Genomic DNA, 17,311 nt, shown 5'->3' on the forward strand with positions numbered 1-17,311 from the left:
CCCTTATTGCGCTTGAACACGAAGTTCTGCGCTACTGCGAGCGCGGTGCCCGAGTAAACTTTTTACATCACTTGATTTTGGTTTAACTAGTTTGAACATAGGTAAGTACAGTTCAAAATTAGCTAAAATGGTTTCTGCTCTACATGAACCCGTAAGCTCTAAATGCTCGGCAATTAGGCCACGTAAATGCTCTTGGTGCGAACTTAAATCATCAAGTGTTACTACTTCTACAAGCTCTGGATTAATGCGTTTTTCAAAGTCACTTCGCTCATCTAAAATATAAGCAAAACCACCTGTCATACCCGCACCAAAGTTAACGCCTACATTACCTAGCACGCATACAACGCCACCAGTCATGTATTCACAGCCGTTATCACCTACGCCTTCAACAACGGCTTGCACGCCAGAGTTACGCACTGCAAAACGCTCACCAGCACAGCCTGCGGCAAATAACTTACCACCCGTAGCACCGTACAAACATGTGTTACCAGCAATAGTCGCTTTATGACTTTCAAACGATGATCCCAGTGGTGGGCGTATAACAAGCTTACCACCAGCCATGCCTTTACCCACGTAGTCGTTTGCATCGCCAATAAGGGTCATTTCAAGGCCACCGGCATTCCAAACACCAAATGATTGCCCTGCTGTACCATGTAGCTCAATAGATACTGGATCTGCAGCCATACCTTGGTTGCCATGCTTAGAGGCTATGTAACCCGACAGCATTGCGCCCACTGAACGGTCTGTATTACATATGCGGCTCACGAGCGAAATACCCGATGAGGTATCAATCGCTTGTTGCGCTTTACCTAGTAACGTTTCGTTAAGTTCACCTAAATAATGCGAGCTATTTGGTGCGCTGCAAAATAAGGTTTCGCCCGTTGGGTTATTTGGCTGAGCAATTACAGACGATAAATCTATTTTCTTTTGCTTCGCTGTTTTACCTTCAATCGCTTCTAATAAGTCTAAACGACCAATTAAGTCAGTTAGATTAGCAACACCTAAGCTTGCCATAATTTCACGTGCTTCTTGAGCTATAAACTTAAAGTAGTTCATCGCCATTTCTGGTAAGCCGTGGTAATGCTTTTGACGAAGTGTTTCATCTTGCGTTGCAACACCGGTCGCACAGTTATTTAAATGACAAATACGTAAGTATTTACAACCTAGCGCCACCATTGGGCCTGTACCAAAGCCAAAGCTCTCTGCACCTAAAATAGCGGCTTTAATGATATCTAAACCCGTTTTTAAACCACCATCTGTTTGCAGGCGAATACGGTGACGAAGACCATTTTCAACAAGCGCTTGCTGGGTTTCTGCAAGGCCAAGCTCCCACGGGCTACCCGCGTATTTAACTGACGTTAATGGGCTTGCACCGGTACCACCATCGTAACCTGAGATAGTAATTAAGTCGGCGTACGCTTTAGCTACACCTGTGGCAATTGTGCCTACACCCGGCTCAGATACTAACTTCACCGATATCATCGCTTCTGGGTTTACTTGTTTTAAATCGAATATTAGCTGGGCTAAATCTTCAATTGAGTAAATATCGTGATGCGGTGGTGGTGAAATTAATGTTACACCGGGTACCGAATAACGAAGTTTTGCAATATACGGCGTTACTTTTTCGCCTGGTAGTTGTCCGCCTTCGCCTGGTTTAGCACCCTGCGCCACTTTAATTTGAATTACATCAGCATTACGAAGGTAGTGCGGCGTTACACCAAAACGACCCGAGGCAACTTGTTTAATACGTGAGTTTTTCTCGGTGTTGTAGCGCAGCTTATCTTCGCCGCCTTCACCTGAATTTGAACACCCGCCTAAGCGGTTCATTGCAATGGCAAGCGCTTCATGCGCCTCTGGCGAAAGTGCACCAATACTCATAGCTGCAGAGTCAAAGCGCTGGTATAAAAATTCAGCCGGCTCAACATCATCAATGCTAATGCCTTTTTCAGGTAGTTTAAGCGCTAACATATCGCGCAGCGTTGCAATAGGACGGTTATTAACTAAATCAGCATAGGCTGCGTAGTCTTTATAATCGCCTGAACGTACGGCTTTTTGTAGCGTTTGAATAACATCTGGGTTGTAAGCGTGGTATTCACCACCGTGAACGTATTTTAATAAACCGCCATGGCTCAGTAATTTACGCTTACTAAAAGCAAGTTTATGTAGCTTTTGCTGATCAATATCAAAATCGCTAAAACAGGCGCCTTTAATACGACTTGCCACACCTTTAAAGCACATGTCTACCATAGCATCAGATAGACCAACCGCTTCAAAAAGCATTGAACAACGGTACGATGCAATTGTGCTTATGCCCATCTTAGACATAATTTTGTACAAGCCTTTATTAATGGCTTTTCGGTACGAAAGCGTCACTTCGCAGTACGATTTATCAATCACTTTACTGTCGCTCATCGCAACCAATGACTCGTATGCAAGGTATGGGTAAATTGCGGTTGCACCAAAACCAAGTAATACGGCAAATTGGTGTGCATCGCGTACGCTACCCGTTTCAATAATAATATTAGATTCACAACGTAAGTTATTATCTACTAAACGTTTTTGTACAGCACCTACCGCCATAGCAACAGGAATTGGTAATTGGGTTTCGCTGAAGTTACGGTCAGATAAAATAAGCATTACACAGCCGGCTGCTGCTTTTTCTTGTGCGGCGTCGCAAATACGTGCAACCGCTTTTTCTAAACCTTCCTCTGCTGTGTATGTAATATCAATTTTACAGTAGCTATAATGCTCGTCATCGGCATTTAGTAGCTGCTGCATGTCTGCATACATTAAAATTGGCGTATCAAACTGTAGGCGCTTAGCGTGGCCTGTGGTTTCATTAAATACGTTTTGCTCACTACCAATACACGTTGCCAGTGACATTACGTGGTTTTCACGCAGCGGGTCGATTGGCGGGTTAGTCACTTGTGCAAACTTTTGGCGGAAGTAATCGTACAATGAACGATGCCCTTCGCTAAGTACTGCAAATGGCGTGTCATCACCCATAGAGCCAGTTGCTTCTTGGCCATTTTCACCCATTACGCGAATAACACTATCGAGCTCTTCGTTAGTGTAACCAAACATTTTTTGGTATTTAACAAGTGTTTCGTCATCAAATGAGCGATTACCCGCATCTTGCTCGGTAAGCTCTTCAAACGGGGTTAAACGTTTAACGTTTTCTTCAAGCCATGACTTATAAGGATGACGCGATTTTAAATCTTGGTCGATTTCGTCTGAGTGCCAAATTTTGCCTAATTTAGTATCAATTACTAACAGCTCACCAGGCCCTACACGGCCTTTTTCGACCACTTCATCTGCAGTGTAATCCCAAATCCCTACCTCAGAGGCAAGTGTAATAAAGCCATCTTGAGTAATAACATAGCGCGCTGGACGCAGGCCATTTCTGTCAAGGTTACAGGCTGCAAAACGCCCATCAGACATAACAATGCCCGCAGGGCCATCCCACGGCTCCATGTGCATAGAGTTAAAGTCGTAAAATGCGCGTAAGTCATCATCCATAGCACGGTTTTTCTGCCATGCAGGTGGCACAAGCATACGCATAGCACGGAATAAATCCATGCCACCGGCTAAAAACAGCTCCAGCATGTTATCTAAGCTTGAAGAGTCAGAGCCGGTTTCGTTTACAAATGGCGCTGCACTTTGTAAATCAGGAATAAGTGGCGATGAAAACTTATACGAACGTGCACGAGCCCATTGGCGGTTACCTTCAATGGTATTAATTTCACCATTATGCGCTAAATACCTAAATGGTTGTGCTAAAGGCCAACGCGGCTGAGTATTAGTAGAAAAACGCTGATGGAATACACAAATAGCGCTGGTCATACGAATATCAGCTAAGTCTAAATAAAAGTTAGGCAAATCTGCAGGCATCATAAGGCCTTTATAGATAGTCACTAACCCCGATAAACTCGCAATATAAAACGACTCATCCTCTGCTAAACGCTTTTCTGCACGGCGACGTGCTACATATAAACGTCGCTCTAAATCTTTAGAACGCCATCCTTCAGGCGCACTAACAAAAATTTGCTCAAAACCAGGTAATTGCTGTGTAGCAATTGGCCCTAGCATTGAAGGGTCAGTAGGCACTTCACGCCAACCGAGTATTTTAAGTGTTTCTTGTTCTAATTCTTCACATAAAACCTGTTTTGCAGCTTGTGCTAAAACGGGATCTGAATTTAAGAAAACCATGCCTACGGCGTAATTTTTACCTAAGTGCCAATTATGCTCACTCGCAATAGCACGGAAAAAACTGTCAGGTTTTTGTAGTAATAAACCACAGCCGTCACCTGTTTTACCATCGGCAGAAATACCACCGCGGTGCTGCATGCGATCAAGTCCAGTAATAGCTGTACGAATAAGCCGATGACTAGCTTGACCATTTACTTGGGCTATTAAGCCAAAGCCACAATTATCTTTTTCTAATGTTGAGTCGTATAACATAGACCCCTCCCTTGCTGCACTGTTAACGTGAATGAACTGCTCGACGATTTGCTAACAGACGCACAAAACTAGCCTCTATAGTAAATAGAGTCAATATTATTTTGAATACATATTCACATTCTTGAATATTTCTCACTTCAAGGCAAGATTTCTTTTTCACCCATAAGTTTTAACAATTAGCGCTTATTTGCGCGTTATTTTTTCATGACACTGGTGTCAATTTTAACATTTTGTAAAAACAAAGGCGTTAAAGCAATACCCTTTACGTAAACGTAAAGCACCAAAGCAATGAATAAATATTCACTAATTTCCCACAGGTTCAGTTAACATTTAGATAGTTTAATGCGTTTTAAATAAATTAGAGGTTTAGGATCACGCTTTTTTAGCGTTCATTAGTATAGTTATTAATTGTGGTGTCGTTTTTAGTGCAGATGTAGTGAATTTTTATTTAATGCCAATTCGCTTGATTGAGCGAACTATTGTAAGGCTGGAAAAACGTGTTGATAGCTGGGCAAAAAACTCGCTATTTGGTTGTTCTAAAATAACTTTTTAGCGCAGATAGCGACACATTTAGCCCCGTAAATTGATTACGTCTTATTGCGCATTGATATAAAACTCATATTTTAATTAAAATTCGAGCTTATATAAGTAGCTTTGTTGCTTACTTATCCTGACTAGGAGCACCTAAACGAGGAGCGAGGGCTGAGTTTGCAAACTATTGAGCACAAATTAATGGTTTTCATCACCCACTGATGGGCTGACCAAGAGATTAAGACGTAATAAAGTTATATAGGCACAAAAAAGCCACGTAAAACGTGGCTTTAATAATCTAGCAAAGTAGCAATTACTCTGCGTCAGCTTCTTTATACTTAGCTGCAGTTTCAGTGATCAGTGGCTGTAATTCACCACGTTGAAACATTTCAATGATAATGTCACAACCACCTACTAATTCGCCCTCAACCCAAAGCTGTGGGAAAGTAGGCCAATTTGCGTATGCTGGTAACTCAGCGCGAATATCTGGATTAAGTAAAATATCAACATAGGCAAATGGTTCGCCACATGACATTAGAGCTTGTGACGCTTGTGAAGAAAAACCACAATTTGGTAATTTAGGCGACCCTTTCATGTAAAGGATAATTGGGTTTTCTGAAATCTGCTGTTTAATTTTATCAATGGTTTCCATCTACAACCTCAAAATGACGATAGCTTGATATACCTAGGGCTTGAAAATAAATCATTGTGGCCACAGATATATAACTTAAAATGGGCAAATAAAGCCGCAATTGAAATAGTCTTTAGCAATAGCATTGCTGTTTGCTTAAACTTGAGTAAAATACTCAACAATTATAGTAACACTATATTTTCGTTTGGTATAGGTAAGTGGTCTGTTCTATCAGGCATTACGTACTATCAAGCGAGTTATCAACCAAAAGAAGATGGAGATAAAAAAATGGCATTTGAACTACCGTCACTACCATATGCAATTGATGCACTTGAGCCTCATATTTCACAAGAAACTCTTGAGTATCACCACGGTAAGCACCACAACACTTACGTTGTTAAATTAAACGGTTTAATTCCAGGTACTGAATTTGAAAACAAATCTTTAGAAGAGATTGTTTGTTCATCTGAAGGTGGCGTATTTAACAACGCTGCACAAATTTGGAACCACACTTTCTACTGGAACTGTCTATCTCCAAATGGCGGCGGCGAGCCAACAGGTGCTATCGCTGACGCTATTAACGCTAAATGGGGCTCTTTTGACGCGTTTAAAGATGCATTAAACGACAAAGCGGTTAATAACTTTGGTTCTAGCTGGACATGGTTAGTTAAACTAGCTGACGGTTCATTAGATATCGTAAACACGTCTAACGCAGCAACGCCGCTTACAGACGAAGGTGTTACACCAATCCTAACTGTGGATTTATGGGAACACGCTTACTACATTGATTACCGTAACGTTCGTCCTGATTACCTTAAAGGTTTTTGGGCGCTTGTTAACTGGGAATTCGCGAACGCTAACTTCGCTTAATTAGCTATTATACGCTGATTTAAAAAGACGCCTCGGCGTCTTTTTTTATGCCTTTATAAAATTCAAACCGCCTTTATACGCGCGAAATTGCTAATTTAGCCACATGATCTTTTTTCACTTAAATTTTTAATTTTATTGCACAAAAATATCAATCTCTGACTAAACTTTAAAAAGTAAGCACCTTTTTAAAGCGGGTTTCGGAGGTTATTATGACTATTTTTGAGCACTACCAAGCACGATACGAAGCAGCACAAGAAGAAGAATACAGCATTAGCGAATTTCTAGAAATTTGTAAAAATGACAAATCTGCTTATGCCAGCGCCCCTGAGCGTTTACTTATGGCAATAGGCGAGCCGCAAATGGTTGATACTGCAACCGATGCACGTTTAAGCCGGTTATTTTCTAATAGAGTGGTTGCACGCTACCCTGCCTTTGCAGACTTTTACGGCATGGAAGATGCCATAGAACAAATTGTCTCCTACCTAAAGCATGCGGCTCAAGGCCTCGAAGAATGCAAACAAGTCCTTTATTTACTCGGCCCTGTTGGGGGAGGTAAATCTTCAATTGCAGAAAAACTAAAATATTTAATGCAACAAGTGCCTATCTATTCAATTAAAGGCTCTCCGGTAAACGATCACCCTCTCAGTTTGTTTGACCCAGTAGAAGATGCCAGCGTTCTCGAAAAAGAATACGGTATTAAACCACGTTATTTAAAAACGATTATGTCGCCATGGGCTGGTAAAAGATTAAAAGAATTTAACGGCGATATTAGCCAGTTTAGAGTCGTCAAACGCTACCCCTCTATTTTAAATCAAATAGGTATAGCCAAAACCGAACCCGGTGATGAAAATAATCAAGATATTTCAGCATTGGTGGGCAAAGTAGATATTCGCCAGCTTGAGCACTTTGCTCAAAACGACCCCGATGCCTACGCTTACTCAGGCTCTTTATGTTTAGCAAACCAAGGTTTAATGGAGTTTGTAGAAATGTTTAAAGCCCCTATCAAGGTGCTGCATCCACTCCTTACCGCAACGCAAGAGGGTAACTACAACGGTACCGAAGGTATTAGCGCTCTGCCCTTTAACGGCATGATTTTAGCCCACTCAAATGAGTCAGAATGGCAAACATTCAAAAATAATAAAAACAATGAAGCGTTTTTAGATCGTGTTTATATTGTAAAGGTCCCTTATTGCCTGCGCGTGACCGAAGAAATAAAAATTTACGACAAACTTATTCAACATAGTGAACTTGCCAGCGCACCGTGTGCACCAGGTACGCTTAAAGCGTTAGCGCAATTTACTACCTTATCTCGATTAAAGGAGCCTGAAAACTCTAGTATTTACTCAAAAATGCGGGTCTATGATGGTGAAACCCTAAAAGATACCGACCCTAAAGCAAAGTCTTACCAGGAGTATCGTGATTACGCAGGGGTAGATGAAGGCATGACCGGCCTTTCCACTCGTTTTGCTTTTAAGATTTTATCGCGCGTATTTAATTTTGATACCACCGAGGTTGCAGCTAATCCGGTGCATTTATTTTATGTTTTGGAGCAACAAATAGAGCGTGAACAATTTAGCGCCGAAGTGGAAGAGCGCTATTTAAGTTTTTTAAAAGGCTATTTAATTCCGCAATATGTTGAGTTTATTGGTAAAGAGTTACAAACCGCGTATTTAGAGTCATACTCTGAATATGGCCAAAATATTTTTGACCGCTATGTGATTTATGCTGATTTTTGGATACAAGATCAAGAATACAGAGACCCAGATACAGGACAGTTATTTGACCGCGCCTCGTTAAATGCAGAACTTGAAAAAATAGAAAAACCCGCCGGCATTTCTAATCCCAAAGATTTTAGGAACGAAATAGTTAACTTTGTATTACGTGCACGCGCTCACAATAATGGTAAAAACCCGTTATGGACAAGCTACGAAAAACTACGCACTGTGATTGAGAAAAAAATGTTCTCAAATACCGAAGATCTACTCCCTGTTATTTCCTTTAATACAAAAACCTCCGCTGAGGATCAACAAAAACACGAGGACTTTGTTAACCGCATGGTTGAAAAAGGCTACACGCAAAAACAAGTGCGTTTACTTTCTGAGTGGTATTTACGGGTTAGAAAATCGCAGTAACCTTCATGTAGTTTAGGGGGAACAGTATGGCGCATTTTATAGATAGACGCTTAAATGGTAAAAACAAAAGCACGCTTAATCGTCAGCGCTTTATTAGGCGCTATAAAAAGCAAATAAAAGAAGCAGTGTCTGATGCGGTTAATAAACGCAGCGTTACCGACTCAAGTTCAGGGGAGAGTATATCTATCCCGCAACGAGATATTAGCGAGCCCATTTTTCACCAAGGTAAAGGGGGCGACAGAGAACAAATTCACCCTGGCAACGATCAATTTTCAACAGGTGACAAAATTGAGCGCCCTAAAGGCGGCCAAGGTGGTGGCGCAGGCGATGGCGATGCAAGTGATTCAGGCGAAGGCCAAGATGACTTTGTGTTTTCTATTTCTAAGGATGAATACCTTGATTTACTCTTTGAAGACCTAGAGCTGCCCAACTTACAAGAAAACCAGCTAGATAAGCTTGTACAAATGAAAACTCATCGGGCTGGTTTTTGTAGCGATGGTATGCCCAGTAATATTGATATAGTACGCTCATTACAGGGCTCACTCGCCAGAAGAGTCGCCATGAGCGCGGGTAAAAAAAGGCGCCTAGCAGAGCTTGAAGGCCAACTTGCGATGGAGCGTGAGCAAGCCGACAGCGACCAAGCCATCATTGCGTTATTACAAGAGGAAATTGAGCAACTTAAACAGCAAATAAAAGCCGTACCATTTATTGATAATTACGACTTACGTTTTCGTAATTATGAAAAACGCCCCCACCCCACCAGCAAAGCCGTTATGTTTTGTATTATGGATGTATCGGGCTCGATGGATCAGGCCACAAAAGACATGGCAAAACGTTTTTATATTTTGCTGTATCAATTTTTGACCCGAAGTTATAAAGACATTGAGGTGGTGTATATACGCCACCACACACAAGCTAAAGAGGTCGACGAACAAGAGTTTTTTTATTCTCAAGAAACTGGCGGCACTATTGTCTCCAGTGCCCTTAAATTAATGAACGAAATAATAAAAGAGCGCTATGATTCAGAGCAATGGAATATATACGCAGCGCAAGCATCCGATGGCGATAACTGGGCAGACGATACCCCACACTGCGGTGAAATATTACGTAATAAGCTACTTAATGCGGTACGCTACTTTGCCTATATAGAAATTACCACGCGTGCGCACCAAAGCTTGTGGCGCGAATACCAAAACATCGCCCAAACCCATAGCAACTTTGCAATACAACATATTCAAAGTGTTGAAGACATTTACCCTATGTTTAGGGAGCTATTTAAAAAAAATCGTCAACAACAAGGGGCTGCTTAGCCTAAGCGAGGTTTACTATGAGCACTGAACGAATTAGCGATGGCCCAGATTGGACCTTTGAGCTGCTTGAGCAATACCAAACTGAAATAGCCCGTGTTGCAGCGCATTATCGCTTAGACACTTACCCTAACCAAATTGAGGTAATAACAGCTGAGCAAATGATGGATGCTTATTCAAGCGTTGGCATGCCTATAGGCTACAGCCATTGGTCATATGGTAAAAAATTTATACAAACCGAACAAAATTATAAGCGTGGGCAAATGGGGCTGGCTTACGAAATTGTGATTAATTCAAACCCCTGTATTGCTTATTTAATGGAAGAAAACACACTCCCTATGCAGGCACTGGTTATGGCGCATGCCTGTTATGGCCATAACTCATTTTTTAAAGGAAACTACTTATTTAAAACATGGACTGACGCCGACTCCATCATAGATTACTTAGTGTTTGCTAAAAATTACATTAGCCGCTGCGAAGAAAAATACGGTATTACACAAGTAGAAAGCTTAATTGATTCGTGTCACGCATTGATGAATTACGGCGTAGATAGGTATAAACGCCCGCAGCAAATTTCCCTTTTTGAAGAGCAAAAACGCCAAAAAGAGCGTGAAGACTACATGCAATCTCAAGTAAACGAGCTATGGCGCACTATCCCCGCTCAACAGCAAGAAGCTAAAAAGCAAGAGAGGCATTTTCCGCAAGAACCGCAAGAAAACATTTTATACTTTATTGAGAAAAACGCGCCTTTATTAGAGTCTTGGCAGCGAGAAATAATACGTATTGTGCGAAAGATATCGCAATATTTTTATCCGCAAAAACAAACCCAAGTGATGAACGAAGGCTGGGCCACCTTTTGGCACTATACCATTTTGAACCACTTATATGATGAAGGTAAACTAACCGACTCCTTTATGATGGAGTTTTTGCAAAGCCATACCAACGTGGTTTATCAGCCACCTTATAACAGCAATTACTATTCAGGTATAAACCCGTATGCATTGGGTTTTAATATGATGGTGGATATTCGCCGTATTTGCGAAAACCCAACAGATGAAGATAGACGCTGGTTTCCTGAATATGCAGGCACTAATTGGCTAGACACACTGCATTTTGCGATGGAAAACTTTAAAGATGAAAGCTTCATAAGCCAATTTTTATCACCTAAGTTGATTCGTGATTTTAAGCTATTTACTATTGTCGATCACAGCAGTAATCCACATCTAGAGGTAGGCGCAATACATGATGATAGCGGTTATCAGGCTGTACGCGAAGCGCTTTCAGCACAATATAACTTGAGTAATCACGAACCTAATATTCAAGTATATAATGTAGATGTTAGAGGCGATCGTTCTTTAACGTTGCGTTATGTTCCTCACAATAACATCCCCCTTGCTGACTCGCATAAAGAAGTGCTAAAACACCTGTACAGGTTATGGGGATTCAAGGTTCAATTAGAGCAAGAGACCAGTACAGGCGATGTGTCTACTCTTGGCCAATGCCCAGCAGATGATACTCGCCATACTACAGAGTAAATAAAACGCCTGATAAAAACGGCACTTTAACCAAGCCCTTGTTAAGTATTGACTGCCAAAGCTTGCAGCGCAATTAGGTGCATCCTTGGTTACTTTAATTTAGCAGTAATATTACCGCTGCCTTAATTTTAGCAGCGCATAAAAAATGACGCTTATGCGTCATTTTTTATATCCTCAAAATCGGTTACTCTGTTACGGCCATGCTCTTTTGAGTGATACAGGGCTTTGTCAGCGGCTTCAATCCACCGCTCATGTTTTGCAAAGTCAGGGCTATTTCCTGCAAAACCAACACTCACAGTCATCTCTATTTTTGTGTTTTTATAAACAAAAGGGTTGGCTTCTATTAACGCTCTTATGCGCTCGGCAAAAGTTGCTGCGCCTTGCTTGTCGGTATCGAGTAAAGTAACAACAAACTCCTCCCCACCATAACGCCCTGCTATATCGGTTTCGCGAAGCGTCGTTCGTAGCAGTTCTGAAAGGTGGCGTAGCGCTTCATCGCCACAACTATGGCCATGCTCATCATTAATTTTTTTAAAATGATCGATATCAAACATCAATAATGTGCTGCTGCCACCGCTGCGCTTAACACGTAAAAACTCTTGGTGCAGTGTGCTTTCCCAATGCCCACGGTTAAACAGTTGCGTTAAGCTGTCGGTTTGGCTTACTTGCTCTAAACGCTTATTTAAATCTTCTAATTCTTTTTTATTGACCGCCACATCGGTAACATCATAAATAATGATACAAATATGACTGACCTCACCCAGTGTATTGGTAAGTGGAATAAAGGTCGCATTTTGGTACATGTAATCTGCTTTACCGGTAATAGGGCGGTAGTTTTTAAAACGAAAGATGTAAGGTTGCTGCTCCCAGATAGTAAAAGAGCGGTTTTTAAGTACAAATACAGACTCTGACTTGCTTCTAAACCATTTCTCATCAATCGAAGGAAATAAATCAAATAGGTCTTTGTCTTTTACAGCACTTGGTAATAGCCCAGAATGGTTTTCCATAAAGCCATTCCACACACACACTTTATAATTTCTATCCAGTACAACCAGGCCCACATCAACCGTGTTAAACATATCCATTAACCAATGGATCTCATTCATTTCTAAATCAGCGGCCATAACTTAGTCTTCTAATAGGTAAGCAACTTTGTATTTCAAAGTTTTAAGTGAATCTTCGGTAAATAACAGCATAAGATCGCAGTTAATATCGTGGTTTTCGATGCCGTAGCTTATTTCTATCGCTAAGGTTCTTTGCCAACGAGATTTATTTGATTTAACCAATTCAGATACGTCGCGATGTTGGCCAAGTACAATGGGATGACCTTGGCTAAAAGACATATCTAGCTGTTTAGAAAGCCCCGTTAAAATTGAGCCTATTAAAATATTACTAATATCCATAAGTAGCTCAAGCTCAACTTTGTCGTTAAGCTCACCGTCGTAATTCATCAGTGACGCAATTTCTTTAAAGCTTGAGTCGTTTAATAAAAGTAATGCCTCGCCCGATACGCCACCACCAATAAAGCCTTGGCACACCCCTGATGTGGCAGCATTATTGTCAATTGACTGCAGCGCCATATCCAGTTCATTAACTTCAAGCACATTCACATTCGGAATTGGCAGCTCTACAAACACATTCAAAAGCCGTGCAAGCAAATCACCTGCTTGGCCCATAGCAACATTTGTAAGCTCTTGGTATATATCGCGCACATCTGGGTCTACTTGTTCACCTAAAGAATGAGCAAGACGCTCGCGCATGGCTTTATCTTTAATGCCATGATGTTCGATAATATCGGCAAGTTTTTCAGGTGAGCAAGGTTTTTGGATAAAATCAATGGCGCCTAATTCAAGTACGCGTTGGTGCGCATTTGGCTGAATATCGCCAGATACAACCACGGTTAGGATATTAAGGCCTTGCTCTTTCATGGCCATAAGGACTTCGTAACCGTCCATTTCAGGCATGTTTAAATCAAGAAAAAGGATTTCGGGCTCGATTATTTTTAGTTTTTTGATGCAATCAACACCATCTTGAGCAAACTCTACTTTAATATCCCAGTCATCTGGTAAAGAGCGGGCTAGCTGGCGCCTCGCTAATTTTGAGTCGTCACATATTAATACGGATGTTGACATACTATCTCTCTATTATTTAACCCAATGTTGTCAATAGGCCTTATGACTTTTTTAAAGATACATTTTGTAACTACATGTTAATAAAAGTTCTTGCAGTTTACAATTTATATATCACAGAACTTATTATTACTTTTACAGTGATATTTAATCGCTTGGTCAGTGATATTGAGTATAATACACTCAAACCTATTGCGTTAATTTAAAAGGAAATAACCTATGGTACGCTCTCTTATTTTTGCACTAAGCACACTGGCTTTAAGCTCAGTTGGGCATGCATCACAGTACCCAGAAAACACGCTTGATGCGGGTAAGGTCTCTGCTCAGGGTAAGCCTGTCACTTTGTTAGGTAAAGGTGTAAGTGTAGGTGATAATGCGCCAAATTTTAAAGTGGTTGATGGTGGTTTTGCCCCTGTAAATCTTAATGATTATAAAGGGCAAGCTGTATTAATCAGCGTGGTGCCGAGTTTAGATACTGGCATTTGTAGCTTACAAACTAAACATTTTAATGAAAAAGTAGCGACGCAATTTCCTGCTATCGCAATACTGACCATCAGTGCCGATTTACCTTTTGCTCAAAAACGCTTTTGTAATGCTGAAAACATCGACAAAGTAACAGCTCTTTCTGACTCTGTATGGCGAGACTTTGGCCAAAAATATGGCTTAATTATAAAAGATATGGGGCTACTAACTCGCGCTGTGCTTATTTTAGATAAAAGCCATACAGTGATATACAAACAGCTCGTGTCTAATTTATCTACCGAGCCAAACTACGACCCAGTAATAGAAAAGCTAAAAACATTATAGGTAACAGGGCGTGTTGACCTTTGGTGGTTTAATTTTAAATTGTTAAAAGCTACTAAATACAAAAAAACCGCCCGAGGGCGGTTTTTTAATACCTAAGCTGTGTTTAGATTATATTAACCTAAAAGCTCTGCTAGTTGCTGGCTTACTGTTTCAACAGCTTGCGTACCATCAATTTTATGGTACTGCGTGTTACCTGCTTGCGCTTCAGCTTGGTAGTAATCAACCAATGGCATAGTTTGCTCATGGTAAATAGCTAAACGTTTACGAACTGTTTCTTCCGTGTCATCTGCACGAATAATAAGCTCTTCGCCTGTTTCATCGTCTTTACCTTCCACTTTTGGTGGGTTGTAAACAACGTGATAAACACGGCCAGAGCCAGGATGTACGCGACGTCCACCCATACGCTCAACAATTACTTCATCAGCAACGTCAAACTCAATAACGTGATCAACCACAACGCCATTTTCTTTCATTGCATCTGCTTGTGGAATGGTACGTGGGAAGCCATCAAGTAAAAAGCCTTGTTCGCAGTCTGGTTTAGCAATACGCTCTTTCACTAAACCAATGATGATATCGTCAGAAATTAACTGACCTGCATCCATTACTTTTTTCGCTTCTAAGCCAAGTGGTGTACCTTCTTTAATGGCTGCACGAAGCATATCACCGGTAGAAATTTGTGGAATACCGTATTTGTCCATTAAAAACTGAGCTTGAGTACCTTTACCAGCACCTGGCGCGCCCAAAAGAATAATGCGCATATCATTGTCCCCTAGTATGGATATTTATTTTAAAGCCTGAATTCTTCCACAAGCGCTGCAGATACTCAAGCAACTTATACTAATTGCCTACTTTAGAGCGCATAAAAAAAGGAAGCATACGCTTCCTTTATAATTATGGTTATATTTTAGGCTCTTTTAGCAATTAAAAGAGCCTGTTAGCCTTACTTATTTAAATCAAGCATTAACTTGTTTAAACGTGTTACGAACCCGGTAGGATCTTTTAAAGTACCGCGTTCAGCAAGTAAAGCTTGGTCTAGTAATACATGAGACCACTGTGCAAACTTATCTTCGTCTTGCTCATCGTTTAAGTGCTTAACTAACTGATGCTCAGGGTTAAGCTCAAACACTGGCTTAGCCTCTGGTACAGGTTGCCCTACTGACTCCATAAGCTTTTGCATTTGCGAGCTCATGTCGTTCTCATCGCTAACAACACAGGCAGGAGAGTCTGTTAAGCGATGCGTAAAGCGTACTTCTTTAACTTCTTCGCCTAGCGCTGTTTTAATGCGCTCAATTAAGCCTTCTACTTCTTTTTCAGACTCTTCTTGCGCTTTTTTTGTTTCTTCGTCGTCAAGCTTACCTAAATCAAGGTCGCCACGGGTAATTGACTGGAATGATTTTTCGTTAAACTCAGTTAAGTGGCTCATCATCCACTCATCAACACGGTCACTTAGTAATAATACTTCGATGCCTTTTTTGCGGAAGATTTCTAAGTGCGGCGAGTTTTTAGCCGCTGTAAACGAATCAGCAACCACGTAGTAAATTTTATCTTGCTCATCGTTCATACGCTCAATGTATTGCTCAAGCGATACATCTTGTGTTTCTGAGTCGGTATGCGTAGATGAGAAGCGTAACAATTTAGCAATGGCTTCTTTATTCGCTGTATCTTCTGCTGGGCCTTCTTTGATTACTTGGCCAAACTCGTTCCAAAATGTTTGGTAGTCTTCGGCTTTGTTTTTAGCCATACGCTCTAGCATTTTTAAGATACGAGACGTACACCCTTTACGAATCGCTTGCGTTACTTTGTTATCTTGTAAAATTTCGCGCGATACATTTAGCGGTAAATCGTTTGAATCAAGCAAGCCTTTTACAAAGCGCAGGTAGCTTGGCATAAACTGCTCAGCGTCATCCATAATAAAGACACGTTGAACATACAGTTTTAAGCCACTTTGGCGCTCACGGTTCCATAAATCGAACGGCGCTTTTTTAGGGATATACAATAAGCTTGTGTACTCAGTTTTACCTTCTACTTTATTGTGCGCCCAGTTTAGCGGCTCTTCCCAATCATGGCTTACATGCTTGTAAAACTCTTTGTATTCTTCATCAGAAACCTCTGACTTATCACGTGTCCATAAAGCGGTTGCACGGTTAATGCTTTCCCATTCACCTGGAACTGCTGGGATTTTTTCGCCGTCTTCGCCTTCAGACTCAGGCACTTCTGCTTTATACATTTGTACAGGCGTAGAAATATGATCTGAGTATTTAGTAACGATGCTACGTAAACGGTATTCATCCGCGTATTCTTTTTCTTCTTCACGCAGGTGTAAAATGATATCCGTACCACGGCCTTCTTTTTCAATTTCTTGTAACGTGTACTCACCTTCACCTTGTGACTGCCACTCGTACGCTTGTGTTTCACCCGCTTTACGCGTGCGCACTGTCACTTCATCAGCCACAATAAATGCCGAGTAAAAACCAACACCAAATTGACCAATTAATTGCGAGTCTTTACTTTGGTCACCGGTTAAGTTTTTGAAAAACTCAGCAGTACCCGACTTAGCAATAGTTCCTAAAGAGCTAATCACTTCTTCACGCGTCATACCAATACCATTGTCAGATATGGTAATTGTGTTCGCTTCTTTATCTGCGCTAATACGTACACGTAAATCGGCATCACCTTGGTAAAGGTCGCCATTTGAAAGCGCTAAAAAGCGTAGCTTATCGGCGGCATCTGATGCATTTGATACAAGCTCACGTAAAAATATTTCTTTATTCGAATATAACGAATGAATCATTAAGTTTAATAGCTTGCCCGTATCTGAACCAAACTCATGTTTTTCAATGTTTTTTTCTTGTGTCATGGTCTTGCCTTTTTCCGTTTTGGTACACAAATTGGTACTCATTTAGATTTT

Annotated in this window: 11 protein-coding genes; 5 read left to right on the top strand and 6 right to left on the bottom strand. The window is 41.0% G+C overall.

What is annotated here, in order from left to right; genetic code table 11:
• Positions 1–3: 3 nt before the first annotated feature.
• Positions 4–4,461, bottom strand: a complete 4,458-nt coding sequence (gene gltB / locus PSH54_RS19445) for a glutamate synthase large subunit (RefSeq protein WP_273606905.1) — start codon at positions 4,459–4,461, stop codon at positions 4–6.
• A gap of 844 nt (positions 4,462–5,305) precedes the next feature.
• On the bottom strand, positions 5,306–5,644 hold the full coding sequence (locus PSH54_RS19450; RefSeq protein WP_004588110.1) for a Grx4 family monothiol glutaredoxin: 339 nt from the start codon (positions 5,642–5,644) through the stop codon (positions 5,306–5,308).
• Between the two features lie 267 nt (positions 5,645–5,911).
• Here PSH54_RS19450 and PSH54_RS19455 point away from each other — a divergent pair, with 267 nt between their 5' ends.
• The 4 genes from PSH54_RS19455 to PSH54_RS19470 all read left to right on the top strand — a co-directional run bounded on the left by PSH54_RS19455 (position 5,912) and on the right by PSH54_RS19470 (position 11,467).
• A complete protein-coding gene (locus PSH54_RS19455) occupies positions 5,912–6,493 on the top strand; it encodes a Fe-Mn family superoxide dismutase (RefSeq protein ID WP_004588111.1) in 582 nt (193 codons plus the stop codon).
• A 209-nt stretch (positions 6,494–6,702) separates the two neighbouring features.
• On the top strand, positions 6,703–8,625 hold the full coding sequence (locus PSH54_RS19460) for a PrkA family serine protein kinase (protein WP_024033371.1): 1,923 nt from the start codon (positions 6,703–6,705) through the stop codon (positions 8,623–8,625).
• A 26-nt stretch (positions 8,626–8,651) separates the two neighbouring features.
• Positions 8,652–9,935 carry a YeaH/YhbH family protein gene (locus PSH54_RS19465; protein ID WP_273606906.1) on the top strand — a complete coding sequence of 428 codons (1,284 nt, stop codon included), beginning with the start codon at positions 8,652–8,654 and terminating at the stop codon, positions 9,933–9,935.
• Between the two features lie 17 nt (positions 9,936–9,952).
• Entirely contained in the window at positions 9,953–11,467 is a 1,515-nt protein-coding gene (locus tag PSH54_RS19470) for a SpoVR family protein (RefSeq protein WP_273606907.1), read from the top strand.
• A 152-nt stretch (positions 11,468–11,619) separates the two neighbouring features.
• Here the strand turns inward: PSH54_RS19470 and PSH54_RS19475 are convergent, their stop codons facing one another.
• Positions 11,620–12,591, bottom strand: a complete 972-nt coding sequence (locus PSH54_RS19475) for a sensor domain-containing diguanylate cyclase (RefSeq protein ID WP_004588115.1) — start codon at positions 12,589–12,591, stop codon at positions 11,620–11,622.
• 3 nt (positions 12,592–12,594) lie between these two features.
• Entirely contained in the window at positions 12,595–13,599 is a 1,005-nt protein-coding gene (locus PSH54_RS19480; protein ID WP_004588116.1) for a response regulator, read from the bottom strand.
• Positions 13,600–13,815: 216 nt separating this feature from the next.
• Between PSH54_RS19480 and tpx the strand changes: the two genes are divergently transcribed.
• Complete coding sequence (tpx, locus tag PSH54_RS19485) at positions 13,816–14,403, top strand: thiol peroxidase (protein ID WP_004588117.1); 588 nt, start codon at positions 13,816–13,818, stop codon at positions 14,401–14,403.
• Positions 14,404–14,516: 113 nt separating this feature from the next.
• Here the strand turns inward: tpx and adk are convergent, their stop codons facing one another.
• Positions 14,517–15,161, bottom strand: a complete 645-nt coding sequence (gene adk / locus PSH54_RS19490; RefSeq protein WP_004588118.1) for an adenylate kinase — start codon at positions 15,159–15,161, stop codon at positions 14,517–14,519.
• Between the two features lie 182 nt (positions 15,162–15,343).
• A complete protein-coding gene (gene htpG, locus PSH54_RS19495; protein ID WP_273606908.1) occupies positions 15,344–17,260 on the bottom strand; it encodes a molecular chaperone HtpG in 1,917 nt (638 codons plus the stop codon).
• Positions 17,261–17,311 lie beyond the last annotated feature (51 nt).

It is taken from the genome of Pseudoalteromonas sp. Angola-30 (assembly GCF_028599215.1).
Lineage (GTDB): Bacteria > Pseudomonadota > Gammaproteobacteria > Enterobacterales > Alteromonadaceae > Pseudoalteromonas > Pseudoalteromonas atlantica.